Below are 14,369 nucleotides of genomic sequence, written 5' to 3'. Positions count from 1 at the left end.
GCGCCGTCGCCGCGCGCCGCCTCCTGGTCGCCGCCGGGCGCTTCGGCCGTCGCCGCGCTCGCTTCGCCGGCGGGGGGCTTCGCGCCGGCCGGCAGCCTGCGTGCGACCGCCCAGCGCTCCTCGGGGTCGCTCGCATCGATGGGGTCGCTCGCTTCGGCGAGCGGGTCGGCGGGTGGCCATGCGTCCTCGCGCGCGGGGCTCGCACCCCGCTCGGCGCGCTCCATCGCCTCGCGCGCGCCCTCACGATCCTCGCCCCAGAGCCGGTCCTGGATGCGCTCCTGGAGCGCGCCCGGCAGGCGCGAGAGCGCCGAGTCGTCCTCGTCGGGCCGGGCGAGCAGCACGAAGCGGCGGCCCGGCGCCGGCGGTCGGCCCCTGCGTACGATCCCGACGCGGCCCGGGGAGCCGTCGGGGGCGCGGCCGGATACGACCGCCGGGGCACCCGGCCGGAGCCACGGAGCGATCAGCAGCGCGAGCAGAAAGCCGCCGACGGCGGCGAGCGCACCGGCGAAGGCGCCGCTCGGCATGCCCTCGGGGACGAGCCGCTCGGGGCGCCACGCAGCGAGCCGGCGTGCGTTGTCCTCGACCAGCAGGGGGAAGAAGGGCGCCCGCACGCCGCCGTGCCGCTCGAGCTCGAGCGCGGTCGCGAGCCGCCCCTCGAGCCGGGCGTGCCGGTCGATCCAGAGCGGCGTGCGCGCGCCCGAGAGCCAGCGCCGGCCGAGGGCGCGCGTGATCCAGGCGGCGAGGAGGACGCTTCCCGCGCCGAGGCCCCACGCAGCGGCGGCGAAGAGCCCGGGCGTGCAGAGGAGCGCCAGGACGACGAGCGCGGTCGCCGCGGCGGCGAGGGTGGCGAGCAGATGGTAGAGCGCGCGCTGGAGCTCGTGGAGGTTCTGTCGCCAGCGGACGGCGCGCACCTGGCGCCGCATGCGCTCGAGGGCATCGGCTGGCGTGGGCTCCGGCATGGGTCGCCGCGCGAGGCGGACGATAATGCAGCAATCGGAGTGTGGTCAATTACACGCTCGTCGCTTGAGGCGCGGGCGGGATCGCGGTAGCGGCAACGCCGGTGCGTCTCCACGGCGGCATCCACAGCGGCTACACCCAGAAGGTGCGCATCGCGCTCGCCGAGAAGGAGCTCGTCTACTTTGCCAGCGCCGCCGCGATGCCGTCGAGCGCACGCTCGGCCTCCGGGTCGGTGAGCACGAGCGGCGGCGCCAGGCGGACGACCGTATCGCGGTGGAGCGTCCAGTTGAGGATGAGGCCGCGCTCGAGCGCGCGCCGCGCGAAGCGCGCGCAGGCTGCGGCCTCGGCGAACTCGAGGCCGACGAGGAGACCGAGGCCGCGGGAGGCGACCAGGCCGCCCCCCCCGACGAGCGCGCCCAGGCGCTCGAGCAGGCGGGCGCCCAGCGCCGCGGCGCGCCCGGCGAGGTCCTCGCGCAGGAGCACCTCGAGCGCCGCCAGGCCGGCCGCGCACGAGAGGGGGTGGCCCCCGAAGGTCGTCACGTGCGCGAGCGGCGGATCGTGGCCGAGCGTCGCCATCACCGCCGGGCTGCCGACGAAGGCGCCCAGCGGCAGCCCGCCTCCCAGCGCCTTGGCGAGCACGAGCAGGTCCGGAACCACGCCCCAGTGCTGGTGTGCGAAGAGACGTCCCGTGCGCCCGAAGCCGGTCACCACCTCGTCGAGGACGAGGAGCGCCCCGGTCTCGTCGCAGCGGCGGCGGAGTGCCGGCAGGAAGCCCGGCTGCGGTATGCGGACGCCGGCCTCGGCCTGCACCGGCTCGACGACCACCGCGGCGGTCCGCGCATCGATCGCCGCGAGCGCCGCCAGGTCGTCGAAGGGAAGGCGCGTGACCTCGGGCAGGAGCGGCTCGAAGGGCACGCGGTAGACGGGATTCCCGCCGACGGAGAGCGCGCCCAGCGTGTCGCCGTGGAAGCCGCCCTCGAAGGCAACGAGGCGGCGCCGTCCCGTGTGCTTGCGCGCCGTCTTGAGCGCGCCCTCGATCGCCTCGGCGCCGCTCGAGGTGAAGTAGACGACCGCGAGCGGCGGCGCCAGGAGCCCCGCCAGACGCGTCGCGAGTCGCACCTGCGCCTCCTGCACGAACTCGCCGTACACCATGACGTGGAGATGCCGCTCCGCCTGCGCCCGCACCGCCGCGACCACCTCGGGGTGCGTGTGACCGACGTTCGCGACCCCCATGCCGGCGAGGAGGTCCAGGTAGGCGCGGCCGTTCGCGTCCCACACGGTCGAGCCGGCGGCGCGCCCCACCTGCATGCCGAGCGGCGCCGCCGAGGTCTGGCACACGTGGCGGAGGAAGAGCGCCGCGAGGTCGTCGCTCACCGCTCGACCTCGAGCAGGGGTTCCGCACGCCGGGCGAAGAGCGGCGCTCGCTGCCCGCGCGGCCACGAGAGCGGCGGCCGCTGCATGCGGCCGACGGGGCAGACGCGCGACACGCCGCGCGCGCGCAGCGCCGCGACCAGGGGCGTCGGGTCGGCGCCCGCCACCCCGACGCACTCGACCTGCCCCGTGGGCAGCAGGTCGGGGAAGACGCGCAGGTCGGCCAGCGGATGCACGCGCACGGTGCGGAGCCCGCAGGTGGGACGGAAGGCGGCCTCGCCCTCGTGGATCACGGTGCCGCCGGCGCCCTGCAGGACCGTGGCGCCGGCCGCCCATTCCGCCTGCGCGGCGAGGAACCGCGCCTGCGCGCGGGCCTCGATGCTCGCCGTGCCCGGCGGGAGCCGTTCCGCCACCGCCTCCAGCGCCGCCGCAAGCCGCTCGGCGAACCCACGTGCCTCGCCTGCAACGTACACGGCGTGCGGCGAGAGGCAGCCGCGCTGGTCGTGGAGGGCGACGTCGAGTGCGAGCGCGGCGGCGGCGTCCCGAGCCCCACGTCCGATCACGGCCACGCTCCAGCGCGGGCCGTGCGCGACCAGCCGGTCGCCCAGCCGCTCTGCCAGCGCGGCGAGCGTGGCGTCGCCGCCGGTCGCGACCACGACCTCGGCGCGGCCGAGCACCGCGTCCTCTTGCGCCACGTCGCCGCCCGGCCAGTACGTCGTGACGATGGTCGCGGCGAGCTGCGCATCCACGGCCGCGAGCGCCCGCTGGAAGGCGGGCGCCGAGAGCGGGTCGTCGCGGCCGGACTTGACCAGCACCGCCGCGCCCGCGAGGCAACCGAGCGCGATCGCGGGCAGCGCCAGCGCCGGCACGTTGCTCGCGACCACGTGTGCCACCAGCGCCGGTCCGTCGGGCGCGGGCCGGCGCGCGGCGCCGGCGCCCCACGTGCGCTCGATCAGCTTCGTCATGGTGACGGCGTCGAGCGCCTCGGCGGCGATCGGCACGACCGCGGCGATCATCGCGGGAGAGAGACGCGCGGCCGCGGGCAGCTCGGCGCGGAGCGCCGGGTCATCGCGCCAGCGTGCCGCCGCGGCGGCGAGGGCGGCGACCGTGTCACCGAGTGGCCGCCTCCGCAGGCGCGCGCGCGCATCCACGGCCGCCCCGAGGCGCGCGAGGAGGGCCGCCGACGTCTCGGCGTTCATCGGGGCTCCAGGTCGGCGAGCAGGAGCCCGCAGCCGCGCGGCGTCGCACCCGGGACGCGGCCGAGCACCGCGATGCCGTCGTCACCGGCGGCGCGCCCGAGGTCCTCGGTCAGCACCACCGACACCGAGCCGGCGTTCGCGAGGTCGTGGTGGCAGAGAAGGCCCGTCGCCCCCGGCGCGACCGGGGCCAGCGTGTCGGGGTCGAGGACGCGTGTGCGGAGCCAGGGCGGCCCCGCGAGCCGGCGCGGCGCGAGGCTCCGGCCGTGGAAGCGGTCGTCGAGGGCGCTGTCGTAGCGCTGGGAGCACAGCTCCGTCATGCCGTACTCGTTGATGCAGTAGTAGCCAGGGATGCCGAGCAGGGTCCAGCACTCGCTCAAGAAGGCGGGGCGCGAGAGCGGGCGCGTCGTGCCCTTCTGCCCGCCGGTGTCGACGACACGGCTCGCGGGGCCCAGGCGGAAGCCGCGTCCGCGCGTGCGGCAGGCCGCGAAGAGCTCGGCGAACGCCGCCGTCACGCCGACGAGCAGGAGCGCCTCGCCGCTCGCCTCCGCGGCCGCCAGCCGCGCGAGCAGGCGTTCCGTCTCGAGGCCGCGCTCGCCGATCATCCACTCGATGCTGCTTGCGAGCGCCTCGCCCACCCAGACGCACATCTGCACGAGCGAGGAGGCCGGGCGCAGCGCCGGCGGCGGCACGAACGCGAGGCACGGGAGGCGCACGCCGTCGGGCAGGACGAACCGGGCGAAGCTGGCGAGCGCCGAACAGCGGTAGAGCGCCAGGTGCGGGACGAGATGGCGGCCACGGGCGGCCCGGTTGGTCGTCCCGCTGGTGACGAAGACGGCTTCCGGCGGCCCGCAGGCGAGGTCGACCTGGCGAAAGGCAACGCTCGGCACGGCGGGCACGTCCTCCCAGCGCGCGACGGTGGCCGGCGTCACGCCGCGCCGCACGCAGAAGGCGCGGTAGGGCGCGTTGTGCTCGAACTGATGCGCGAAGACGCGCAGCGCCCACGGCTCGAAGTCGGGCGGCGGCACGCCGCGCGCGGCAGCCTCGATCGCCGCCGCGAGCTCCGCCTCGAGGGTCATGGCGCGAGGCATACGACGGACCGGCGCCGCCGGCCAGCCGCCTCTGCCCCGTGCCCTCACATGGCTGGATCTGGGATACCTCGCGAGCGGCCCGGGCACCAGTGCCTTGCCCGTGCCAACGGGAATGCGGTACGGATCCCACATGCCGAACAAGGAGGACCTCTACGACGCCGCCGTCGATCTCTTCGGCGACGGCAAGCTCGAGGAGGCGGTCGCCAGGTACGAGGAGGCGCTCGCCCTCGACCCCGGCTACGTCGACGCCTGGCACGGGCTCGCCATGGCGTACAACGAGCTCGGTCGGCACCAGGAGGCGATCGACGCGGGGAAGAGGCTCTGCGAGCTCATGCCCGACGACGTGCTCGCCCACACCAGCCTGTCGCGCTTCTATCAGGCGGCGGGCATGGTCCCCGAGGCCGAGGCGGAGGGCGCCAGGGCGCGCGTGCTCGACTGGAAGCGGCAGCTGAAGGAAGAGAAGCCGGAGTGAGGCGGCGAACGTGGTCGAGCGCAGCGACGAGTACATCATCGGGCGGCTGATCGAGCGCAGCCGGCTGCTCATCGCGCTCTCGGACGAGATCCCGGTCGAGACCAAGCTCCAGACCCAGCCGCTCTTGAAGCAGCTCGAGCAGGCGCTCTCCGTGCGGCGCGAGGAGCAGGACGAGGAGCGCGTACGCGGCATCTACGCGCTGCTCTACGGCGAGCTCGCGGAGTACGCGGACCTGGAGGCGCTGCTCTCCGCGCTCAAGAACTTCGTGCCCTACCTGTGAGCGCGCTCGCCGGCGTTCGCGTCCTCGACCTGACCCGCTTCCTCGCCGGGCCGTTCTGCACCGCGATCCTCGCCGACCTGGGTGCCGAAGTGATCAAGGTCGAGGCGCCGCGCGGCGGCGACGAGGGGCGCTACGGCTATCCGACTGCCGACGGCGTGCCCGTCGCCTTCCTCGCGCTCAACCGCAACAAGAAGGGGATCACGCTCGACCTGCGGCAGCCCGAGGGCCGGGCGCTCGTGCGGCGCCTCCTCCCCCACGTCGACGTGCTGGCCGAGAACTTCGCCGGCGGCACGCTGGCGCGCTGGGGCCTCGCCCCCGGGGCGCTCGTGCGCGAGCACCCGCGGCTCATCGTCGCCAGCATGTCGGGCTTCGGACAGACGGGGCCGTGGGCGGAGCGGCCGTCGTACGACATCGTGGCGCAGGCGGCGGGCGGGTTCATGTCGCTCACGGGCTTCCCCGAGAGCCCGCCCACGCGTGGGGGCGGCTCGCTCGGCGACTACCTCCAGGGGCTATTCGGCGTGATCGGCGTGCTCGCGGCGCTGAGCGCCCGCAGCCGCACCGGCCGCGGGCAGGTGGTCGACGTCTCGGCGCAGGACGCGGTCTTCTCGATCCTCGACGGCTGGCCGGCCATTCACGCTGCGACGGGGAAGCTCCCGGCGCGGGTCGGGAACCGCCACCTCGCCACCGCCCCCTACGACTGCTTTCGCGCCCGCGACGGCTGGGTGGTGATCGCGGTGGCGACGAACCGCATCTTCCGGCGGCTGGCAGAGGCGATCGGGCGTCCGGAGCTGGGAAGCGACCCGCGCTTTCGCGGATCGAGCGGCCGGCTCGAGCGCAGCGCCGAGATCAACGAGCTGGTCGGCGCCTGGGTCGCCGGACGCTCGGTGGAGGAGGTGACGGACGCGCTCGGGCCGGCGCACGCCAACGTGCCCTGCGCGCCGGTCTACGGCGTCGCCGAGCTGCTCCGACACCCCCAGATCCTCGCGCGCGACATGGTGGTGCGCCTGCCCCACGCGAAGCTCGGCGAGGTCGCCGTACCGGGCGTCGCCGTGAAGCTCTCCGACTCGCCCGGCGCCGTGCGCCGCCTCGGTCCCGAGCTCGGCGAGCACAACGAAGAGATCTACGCCGGGCTCCTCGGCCTCGGCGCCGAGGAGCTCAGGCGTCTCCGCGCGGCCGAGGTGATCTGACCGTCAGGGCGCCGCGGGCGGCGCCGACTGGGCCGCGCGCGCCTTCTGGAGGTCCGTCACGCACTGATCGAGCCGGCCCTGCGTCACCACGAGCTTGCCCGTGATGTCGACCTCCCGATTCTTGCGCTCGAGGACCTCGGCCTCCATCTTCTCCTTCAGGTTGCGCAGTGCCGGCGCACCGTTCACGCCGGCGCCCCAGAGGATCCAGGCGGCAAAGAAGCCGAAGCCGAATGTCACGGCCAGCACGACGAGCCGGCCGGTCCACTGCCAGACCGCCTCTTGGACCTTCTGCTTCGCCAGCTCATCCTCGGTGGCCGCCATAGGGTATCCCCCCTTGGGCTTGGTGGGGGCTCCATAGCGCACCCGCGGCGCGCGGGTAAAGGGACGGGCGAATCGTCACACGAGCGAGGCGGCTCGGGAGGTGGTCAGGTACTCGCGCACCAGGGCGGGTGCGCGCCTGAGCCCGTCCTCGAAGTCGCGGAACAGCGCCTCGCGGACCCACTCGCCGTTGACCCAGGCGTCGAAGGACGACTCGTCCCCCACGCGAACTTCCACCAGCCGCTGGCCGACCGGCTGCCCGGTGGCGATCGCCCGGAGCGAGGTGCCCGAGTCGACGAGCACGCCGCGGCACCCGGGCGGCAGCCGGAGCGCTGTCTTCGTCTTCTCGAGGCGGCCCTCGGGGAAGTGCTCCCCGGCGAGCGTTCGAACCACGACCCAGCCGTCGGGCGGCGGGTCCGACTCCTCGAGCCATTTCAGGTTCGAGTCGGTCAAGCGCAGCCGGGCGCGCTCCTGGTCGAAGCCTTCACCGGTGCGGAAGAACCGCCCGCCGAAGGCCGCCGGCGGCCGCGGGAGGGGGTTGCCCTTCGCGTCCTTGCCGTGATCGACCCACCAGCGGTTCTCGACCGCCGGACGATCGCCCTTGCCGCCCACGGAGCGAGGGTAGCGGAGCGCCGAAGGGCCCACAACCCGCGGGGTGGCGTTGGCGAGGGGCTTTCGTTATCGTCCCCCGCGCATGCCTGACGACAGCGTCTGGCGCCCGTTCGCGGGCGAGTGGGGGCTCGTCCTCGGGGCGTCGAGCGGCTTCGGCGCCGCCACGGCCCGCGAGCTCGGCCGCCGTGGCATGGGCATCATCGGAGTACACCTGGACCGCAAGGTGACCCTGCCGCTGGCCGAGGCCGTGGCGGCGGACGTGCGCGCCGCCGGCTCACCCGCCGAGTTCTTCAACGTCAACGCGGCCGACGACGAGAAGCGCGCCCACGTCTGCGACCGTGCCCGCGAGCTCACGGGCGGAAAGCCGCTCCGCGTCCTCTTGCACTCGCTCGCGTTCGGGACGCTCAAGCCCTTCGTGAGTGACGTGCCCGACCAGCCGACGACCAAGGCCCAGCTGGAGATGACGCTCGACGTGATGGCGCACAGCCTCGTCTACTGGGTGCAGGATCTTCACGCACGGGGGCTCCTCGGTGAAGGGAGCCGCGTCTTCGCCATGACCAGCTCGGGCGGCACGCGCGTCATGCCCTTCTACGGTGCGGTGTCGGCGGCCAAGGCCGCCCTCGAATCCCACGTGCGGCAGCTGGCGCTCGAGCTCGGGCCGGCGGGCGTCGCCGTCAACGCCATCCGCGCCGGCGTCACCGACACGCCGGCCTCGCGCAAGATCCCGGCCGCCGAGTACCTCTTTCAGGAAGCCCGCCGTCGCAACCCGGGCGGCCGGCTCACCTGCCCGGAGGACGTGGCCGGCGCCATCGCCGCCCTCTCGCTGCCGGGTACCCGCTGGATCAGTGGAAACGTGATCGGCGTGGACGGCGGGGAGGATGTGACCGCCTGAGGCTCGCCCGCTTGCGGCGCGCCCGGCTGGCGGCCGTCCCGACCAGGCGCGTGCGGCCGCCGCCGCGGCCCTCGAGCGCGACGCCGCGCACGAAGCGGTAGGCGAAGCCGTCCGCCTTGCGCTCCGGGTCGGCCCACAGCACGTAGTGGCCGAACTCGTGGTAGACGGTGCGGACCCACTGCCGCTCCGAGTTGTACTTGCGCCCCCGCTTCCAGCTCTCGGGGTGGACCAGGTGGATGTCGCCGTTCTCGTAGGTCCGCCCCGCCGTCTTGCCCCAGTCGAGGTACTCGAACCAGCGCACGCGGGGGCGCGGGAGGTGGTAGAAGCGGGAGAGGAAGCCGATCGCCCGCCGGAAGTCGAGATCCCGGTGGTCCCGGAAGAAGCTCGTGAGCAGGCGGTCCACCGTCCGGCGCTCGCGAACTCCCGGGAACATCATGCGCATGGGGTCTCGGCGTCCTTCTCGTCCGCCCGGCCGGGGCCTCTCCGGGAGGCTGGGGGCCGGAAGATACCGGCGCCCCGCAGGCGAGTCAATTGTGTCGAGGTTGCAGATGCGAGGTGCGGAAAAGCCGTGCCTGGTGCGGCTTTTCTGGGATCACTTGAAAGCTGGCATGATGTCTTTCGCGAAATGGCGGAGCAGCCCCCGATCGAACGGCGGGCGCAGCCAGAGGATGATCTCGGTGGCCCCGGCGTCGACGTACTCGCGGATGCGCCGCTGGATGGCGGCCGGGCTGTCGGCGAGGATCGACTGTGCCACCTCTTTCCCGACCAGCGCGCGCGCGCCGAGCCGCACCACCGGCCCCGCGAGCGGGATGCCGGTGATGGCGACCAGGGGCAGCAGCACGGAGACCTCGCTCGGGCAGGGGCTCCGCCCGATGCGCCTGCACTCCGTCTCGATGATGGCTCGCCGCTCGCGGATGCCGTCGGGCGTGACGCCGCTCACGGCGTTCCAGCCGTCCGCGTAGCGCGCCACGAGCGGCACGATCCAGCGTTTGCCCTGCCCGCCGATCACGATCGGGGGGTGCGGCTTCTGCACGTTCGGCGGCGCGAAGGGGGCTTTCTCGAGCTGGTAGTACTTCCCCGCGAAGCTCGGGTGATCCTCGCTCCAGAGCTTGGTGATCACCTGGAGCGCCTCGGCCAGCTTGCGGGCCCGCTCGTGCGGGCTCCCGAACGCGAAGCCGTAGGCGGTGTGGTCGCGGTCGAACCAGCCCGCGCCGATGCCGAGCACGAGGCGCCCGTGGCTCACCTGATCGACGGTGGTGGCCATCTTCGCGAGCAGCGCGGGGTTGCGATAGGTGTTGCCGGTCACGAGGACGCCGACGCGCAGCCGTTGCGTCTCCGCGGCGAGCGCCGCCAGGAGGGTCCAGCCTTCGAGGCAGGGGCCGTCCTGGTCGCCGAAGATGGGGATGAGGTGGTCGAAGACCCACGCGCTGTCGAAGCCGAGGGTGTCGGCCTCCTTCCAGGCGGCGAGGAGGTCGTCCCAGGCGACGTTCTGATTGGGGGTCTGGATGCCGAAGCGGACGTGCGCGGGCGCCTCCGCCAGCGCGGGCCGGGCGAGAAGGAGAGCCAGGGCGACGAGGACGGCGGTGCGCATGCCGCCGCTCTAGCCTGCCCGCTGCACCCCGGGCAATCGCCGGCTTCCACATCTGCTCAGGCCGCGGGGCGGTCGGCGGCGCCCCGCCAGAGGTCACGTGCGGGTGCGGGTCGGACGGCCTCGTCGAAGCGCACGACCAGGTTCGGGCCCGGCCAGTCGCTCCAGGGCTTCTCGAGCGGTTCGAGCGTCAGTATCTGGAACGTGCCCGTTCGAGTTCGTCCGCTCTCGGCCGCGGCCACGCGACAGAGCAAGCGCCGTGGCAGGTCGGCGGGGTACACGTAATCGCCGGGTCGAAACGCCATCCACTCCACCTCCGCAACGTCCGCTGCCCTTGGAGAGAGCAAGCCACGTGCCGCGCGAAGCGGCGGCACGAGCTTTGCTCGATGCCTCGGTATGCGACTGATCACTGCGGCGGGACTCCTCGTATTGTCTACGGGACCGGCGCTCGGCTCCTATCTCGTGGACCTCGATGCCGGCGAGCGGATGACGGTCGACAGCTACTGGGAGGACGGGGACCGAATGCATCTCGTGCGCGGCGGGGTCGATCTGATCGTCCCCCGGCGCCGCATCCGGAGCGTGAAGGAGACCTCTGCCACCGTGGATTCGGCCGAAGTCTCGGCCCGGCCGGAAAACGCGCCGCCCCACGCGCCGAGCGCGTCCGAGAAGAGCACGGCGTCGCGCGAGGAGCTGCAGGCGGACCAGCGACGCATCGAGCATCACCTGCTGCGCGTGCAGCAGGAGCGCTTCGAAGCAAAGAACCGCAACGATCCTCCTGCCAAGCAGAAGCGGCTCGACAAGGAGTTCCAGCGCACGCAGCGGCGCCGCCTGGGCGTGATCCGCGATCTCACCGCGCGCTGAGGGCGGCGGCACGGGCGCCTAGAAGCTGTTGTCGAGCGAGCGGTTGCGAATCGCCACCTCGGACTCGGCGACCGAGGCGATGGGGGTGGGGATGCGGGCGTTCGGATTCGGCAGGTTCGCCGTGACGGTGATGCGCACCTTGGCGACGCTGTCGCGCTGGCACTGGTCGAGCGCGGGCGGCGAGCCGCCCGGGACGATCTGGTTGGCAGTGCTGTTGAAGTAGAGGAAGCTGAGCCCGCCCGTCGGGACGCCGCTCGCGAGCACGACTGGCTGGGCTATGCCGTCGGTGCGCAGGATCGTGCCGTTCGAGAGGTCGTAGGTGACGTCCTCGCCGGGGGCCCCGATGAGGTTGTCGCCGTTCAGGTCCTGGCGGAAGTGAATCTTGGTGGGCGTCGCCTCGATGATCCCCCGCTTGACGCCGGGGGCGCACGGTCCCGGCGAGGGGGGGCCGAGCGCGGTTCCCGGGTCGTAGCTCGCCATGCGGAGCTCGCGCGCCATCAGGTCGATCACGCTCCGGGTCACGTTCTGGCTGTCGCTGTACACGTTCTGGGCCAGGAAGGCCTTCAGCTGGGCTTGCTGGAAGGTGTAGACCGCGGTGAGCAGGATGAGCGTCAGCCCGAGACCGGCGAGAACCTCCATGCTCGACATGCCGCGCGCGCGCGGCCGGCGGCGGGCGGCGCTCAGCACGGTGGGGTCGGGCCGCAGCGGACGTACGCGGCGAGCGTGGTGGTGTGGGACCGTGTGTCCGTCCACGAGACGGTCACGGTCACGGTGCGCAGCCCGAGGATGGGCTGATTGTTCGCCGAGACGATCCAGCGGCGGGTGAAGATACCCCCGGCGGTGCCGTCGGCCCTGAGCGGATTCGCCGGGTCGGTGTAGTTGCCCGGGGCGACCGCCGGCGCGCCGAACGGCGCGCTGCGCAGCTGCTCCAGCGTCTGCTGCGCGAGGGCATGGGCGGCGCTGGTCGAGTCGGCGCTCTTCTCGTTGTGGGTGAGCGTGATCGTGTTGGCGGCGAACGCCATCAGGGCGAGGGCGAGGAAGGACGTCGCGGCGACCGCCTCGATGAGCGAGAAGCCGCGCGCCGAGCGCCTAGCTGATCGTGGTCTTGCCGAGCACATTGACCGTCACCGTCCTGCTCCCCGAGCCGCTCACGGTGACCGGGACCGTCACCTGCGCGGCGAGCATGCCCCGCGTGTCGAAGACGGGGTTCCCGGGCGATACCGTGCCGAGCTGGGCGCCGCTCGGGAGGGGCTGGGGCGCGGAGTCGGCCACCCAGCTGCCCGCCTGCGAGCGCTCGATCGTGTACGAGCCGTGCGCGGCGTCGAAGTTCACCCGGTAGGACGCGTTACGCGCGATCGCCCGCAGGCGGGTGGCCTGCAGGTCGGCCGCGATCTGGCGCGTCGCGCCCGCGAGCGCGTAGGGCGAGCGCAGGCGGCTCAGGTTGGGCACCCCGACGGCGAGCAGGACGAGCATGATCCCGCTCGCGATCACGACGTCGAGCAGCGTCGTTCCCCGGCTCTTCCGGTGGCGTCGAGAGGCCATCGCCCCGGAGAGCAACGGGGATGCCACGAGGAGGGTGCACGCCGCTGCGGGCGGGGCGCTGCCTTGCTGTGGCAGACGCGTGTCAGGTCCGCGTCGCTGCGGTACAACGGCGCGGAGCGGCTGCGGTGCCGAACGCCGCAGCGGGGGCCCTCACGGGCAACCGGCGGTGCCGGCGACGGCCTGCGAGCAGTCGATGAGCGAGGCCAGCTGGACGGGCGCGGGGAGCGCCATGCCGCCGCTCGCCTGGTTGGCGAGTCCGAGGGCCTGCGAGCTGTAGTTGACGAGCACGCTCCCGCCGACGGTCAGGTTCACGTCGTTCGTCAACAGCGAGCCGTAGAGCGTCGCGTTCCCCGAGTCGGTGGTCGTGCCGTCCACGCGCGTGCGTCCGCGCACGATGACGAGCCCCTTGAACTCGAGGCTGCCCTGGATGGTGAGGTCACCCTCCACGATCATAATGCCCGCGCCCGAGGCGTTGCCGTTGCCCAACACGACCCCGCTCGAGTTGTTGAAGTAGGTGATCTGCGGCTCCGTCTCGGTGCCGAAGGTCGTGTTGCCGTGGATGCTCGAGTCGTTGATGATCACCACGCCCGGACGGGCGACGAGATCGGCCGCAAACTGGTTCAGCTGCGCGACGCTCGGGGCCACCGGCGACGTGAGGATGCTCGGCACGGCGGGCGAGCCGGCGATGAAGCCGAGGCCGAGCACGTTGTCACGCTGCCCCGAGCTCAGGCTGTTGATCGCTTCCTGCGTGTTGGTGTCGTTGCGGGTCGAGAGGCCGGGGACGGGGTGGTTCGGGCTGGCGAGCCCACCCGTGTAGAGGTGGTCGTTGCCGTCGATCTTGAAGCCGTCCCCGTTGAAGGTGGAGTCGGTCCGGCCATCCTGCGAGAGGTAGATGGCTCCGGGCGCGGCGGTCGGGATGTTCGAGCGGTTGACGCGCGCCGCCACGACGTTGCGCACCCCTTCCGGGCCCGTCGCGGTCGCGACGAAGCGGCCCCAGTTGACGGGGTCGATCGGGTCGCTGACGGCGGACACCGTGTAGGCGTAGCCCCCGACCGGGCCGAAGGTCAGCGCGGCGCTGCCGAAGAGCGTGGGCCACGGCGTCACGACGTCGTTCTGGAAGTTGACCACACCCGGACCGTTCACCACCTGCATGGCGTGGGCGATCGCGGACTCGGCCACGAAGTGGACCTGCGAGGCCTCGCGGTAGTTGCGCGTGGCGCGGATGTCGGCGCTGCCCACGAGCAGCGCGCTCGCCGCGACCACGAGGAGCGTCGTCATGGCGAACAGCGCGAGCACAAGGGCGATGCCGGACTCGGCGGGTCGCGGGGCTCGCCTGGCGGAACGGGTATGCGCAGACACGGTGGCGGCTCTCCCCCTAGAAGTTCATCAGCGAGCGACTCCTGATCGCCACCTCGGATTCTGCGACCGACTTGATGGGTGTGGTGATCAGGGGGTTCGGGTTGGCCACGTTGGCGATCACGGTCAGCCGCACCTTGGCGACGCAGTCGCGATGGGGCCCGTCGAGCGCCCCCGCCGGCACCAGCTCGACCGGCGGGTTGCTCCCGTCGAAGTAGCGAAAGGCGAGCCCCGTGGCGGGGACGGAGTCGACGATTGCGACCGGCTGGGCGGTGCCGTCGGTGCGGCGGATCTGGCCCTCGGAGAGGTCGTAGGTCACGTCCTCGCCCGGGCCGGTGAGCGCGCCGTCGGCGTTCAGATCCTGGCGGAAGTGGATCCTGGTCGGGGTTGCCTCGACGATGCCCTGCTTCACGTCCCGGCAGGTGAGGGTGGTCGAGACGGGGAGCGCGAGATTGGTCGGGTCGAGTGACGCCATGCGCAGCTCGCGCGTCATCAGGTCGATCGCCGTGCGGGTCGCGCTCTGGCTCTGGGCGTACGAGCGCTGGGTGGCGAGGGCCTTCAGCTGCGCCTGCGAGAAGTTCACGGTCGTCCCCATCATGATGAGCGTGAGCCCGCTGCCGGCGAGCACCTCTATGGTGGAGAAACC

At 73.1% G+C, this 14,369-nt stretch carries 18 protein-coding genes (1 of these 18 running past the window's edge); 5 read left to right on the top strand and 13 right to left on the bottom strand.

The features are described from left to right. From E6J59_02265 to E6J59_02250, 4 genes are all read right to left on the bottom strand, one after another. On the bottom strand, positions 1-136 hold the beginning of the coding sequence (locus tag E6J59_02265; GenBank protein ID TMB23295.1) for an AAA family ATPase. The gene continues 1,214 nt to the left of window position 1, outside the view; the window shows 136 of its 1,350 coding nt (coding positions 1-136); it begins with the start codon at positions 134-136; the stop codon falls past the left edge of the window. A gap of 998 nt (positions 137-1,134) precedes the next feature. Beyond that, complete coding sequence (locus tag E6J59_02260) at positions 1,135-2,331, bottom strand: aspartate aminotransferase family protein (protein TMB23294.1); 1,197 nt, start codon at positions 2,329-2,331, stop codon at positions 1,135-1,137. Beyond that, positions 2,328-3,527, bottom strand: coding sequence for a hypothetical protein (locus E6J59_02255; GenBank protein ID TMB23293.1), 1,200 nt, complete (start codon positions 3,525-3,527; stop codon positions 2,328-2,330). Before E6J59_02255 ends, E6J59_02260 begins: the two co-directional genes overlap by 4 nt. Beyond that, positions 3,524-4,747 carry a long-chain fatty acid--CoA ligase gene (locus E6J59_02250; protein ID TMB23292.1) on the bottom strand — a complete coding sequence of 408 codons (1,224 nt, stop codon included), beginning with the start codon at positions 4,745-4,747 and terminating at the stop codon, positions 3,524-3,526. Before E6J59_02250 ends, E6J59_02255 begins: the two co-directional genes overlap by 4 nt. Here E6J59_02250 and E6J59_02245 point away from each other — a divergent pair. Genes E6J59_02245 through E6J59_02235 form a run of 3 tightly spaced genes read left to right on the top strand, consistent with a single transcriptional unit; the run spans position 4,602 to position 6,554 of the window. Beyond that, positions 4,602-5,087: a tetratricopeptide repeat protein gene (locus tag E6J59_02245; GenBank protein TMB23291.1), complete on the top strand. Its 486-nt coding sequence runs from the start codon at positions 4,602-4,604 to the stop codon at positions 5,085-5,087. The two genes, E6J59_02250 and E6J59_02245, sit on opposite strands and share 146 nt — an antisense overlap. Positions 5,088-5,097: 10 nt before the next feature. Continuing rightward, complete coding sequence (locus E6J59_02240) at positions 5,098-5,367, top strand: hypothetical protein (protein TMB23290.1); 270 nt, start codon at positions 5,098-5,100, stop codon at positions 5,365-5,367. Further along, entirely contained in the window at positions 5,364-6,554 is a 1,191-nt protein-coding gene (locus tag E6J59_02235) for a CoA transferase (protein TMB23289.1), read from the top strand. Before E6J59_02240 ends, E6J59_02235 begins: the two co-directional genes overlap by 4 nt. A 3-nt stretch (positions 6,555-6,557) precedes the next feature. On the opposite strand, the gene E6J59_02230 is transcribed toward E6J59_02235, so the two are convergent. Next, on the bottom strand, positions 6,558-6,875 hold the full coding sequence (locus E6J59_02230; GenBank protein ID TMB23288.1) for a hypothetical protein: 318 nt from the start codon (positions 6,873-6,875) through the stop codon (positions 6,558-6,560). Between the two features lie 75 nt (positions 6,876-6,950). Beyond that, a complete protein-coding gene (locus tag E6J59_02225) occupies positions 6,951-7,484 on the bottom strand; it encodes a hypothetical protein (GenBank protein ID TMB23287.1) in 534 nt (177 codons plus the stop codon). An 82-nt stretch (positions 7,485-7,566) separates the two neighbouring features. Between E6J59_02225 and E6J59_02220 the strand changes: the two genes are divergently transcribed. Beyond that, positions 7,567-8,376 (top strand): SDR family oxidoreductase, encoded by an 810-nt coding sequence (locus tag E6J59_02220; GenBank protein TMB23286.1) that lies wholly within the window; start codon positions 7,567-7,569, stop codon positions 8,374-8,376. On the opposite strand, the gene E6J59_02215 is transcribed toward E6J59_02220, so the two are convergent. From E6J59_02215 to E6J59_02205, 3 genes are all read right to left on the bottom strand, one after another. Next, a complete protein-coding gene (locus E6J59_02215) occupies positions 8,327-8,818 on the bottom strand; it encodes a hypothetical protein (protein TMB23285.1) in 492 nt (163 codons plus the stop codon). The genes E6J59_02220 and E6J59_02215 overlap by 50 nt on opposite strands. A gap of 150 nt (positions 8,819-8,968) precedes the next feature. Continuing rightward, on the bottom strand, positions 8,969-9,967 hold the full coding sequence (locus E6J59_02210) for a TIGR03560 family F420-dependent LLM class oxidoreductase (protein TMB23284.1): 999 nt from the start codon (positions 9,965-9,967) through the stop codon (positions 8,969-8,971). A gap of 56 nt (positions 9,968-10,023) precedes the next feature. Further along, positions 10,024-10,269 (bottom strand): hypothetical protein, encoded by a 246-nt coding sequence (locus tag E6J59_02205; GenBank protein TMB23283.1) that lies wholly within the window; start codon positions 10,267-10,269, stop codon positions 10,024-10,026. A gap of 217 nt (positions 10,270-10,486) precedes the next feature. On the opposite strand from E6J59_02205, the gene E6J59_02200 reads away from it, so the two are divergent. Next, a complete protein-coding gene (locus E6J59_02200) occupies positions 10,487-10,825 on the top strand; it encodes a hypothetical protein (GenBank protein ID TMB23282.1) in 339 nt (112 codons plus the stop codon). Between the two features lie 18 nt (positions 10,826-10,843). Here E6J59_02200 and E6J59_02195 read toward each other — a convergent pair whose 3' ends face one another. The 4 genes from E6J59_02195 to E6J59_02180 all read right to left on the bottom strand — a co-directional run bounded on the left by E6J59_02195 (position 10,844) and on the right by E6J59_02180 (position 13,645). Next, the gene (locus E6J59_02195; GenBank protein ID TMB23281.1) at positions 10,844-11,512 is read right to left on the bottom strand and encodes a hypothetical protein; all 669 of its coding nucleotides are present in this window, start codon (positions 11,510-11,512) and stop codon (positions 10,844-10,846) included. After that, positions 11,506-11,943, bottom strand: coding sequence for a hypothetical protein (locus E6J59_02190; GenBank protein TMB23280.1), 438 nt, complete (start codon positions 11,941-11,943; stop codon positions 11,506-11,508). Before E6J59_02190 ends, E6J59_02195 begins: the two co-directional genes overlap by 7 nt. Next, entirely contained in the window at positions 11,915-12,367 is a 453-nt protein-coding gene (locus E6J59_02185; protein TMB23279.1) for a hypothetical protein, read from the bottom strand. Before E6J59_02185 ends, E6J59_02190 begins: the two co-directional genes overlap by 29 nt. Positions 12,368-12,517: 150 nt before the next feature. Beyond that, entirely contained in the window at positions 12,518-13,645 is a 1,128-nt protein-coding gene (locus E6J59_02180; GenBank protein TMB23278.1) for a hypothetical protein, read from the bottom strand. Positions 13,646-14,369: the final 724 nt, after the last annotated feature.

It is taken from the genome of Deltaproteobacteria bacterium (assembly GCA_005879795.1).
Lineage (GTDB): Bacteria > Desulfobacterota > Binatia > DP-6 > DP-6 > DP-6.
The sequence above is the reverse complement of the archived record's forward strand: the minus strand, read 5'-3'. Positions and strand labels throughout refer to the sequence as shown.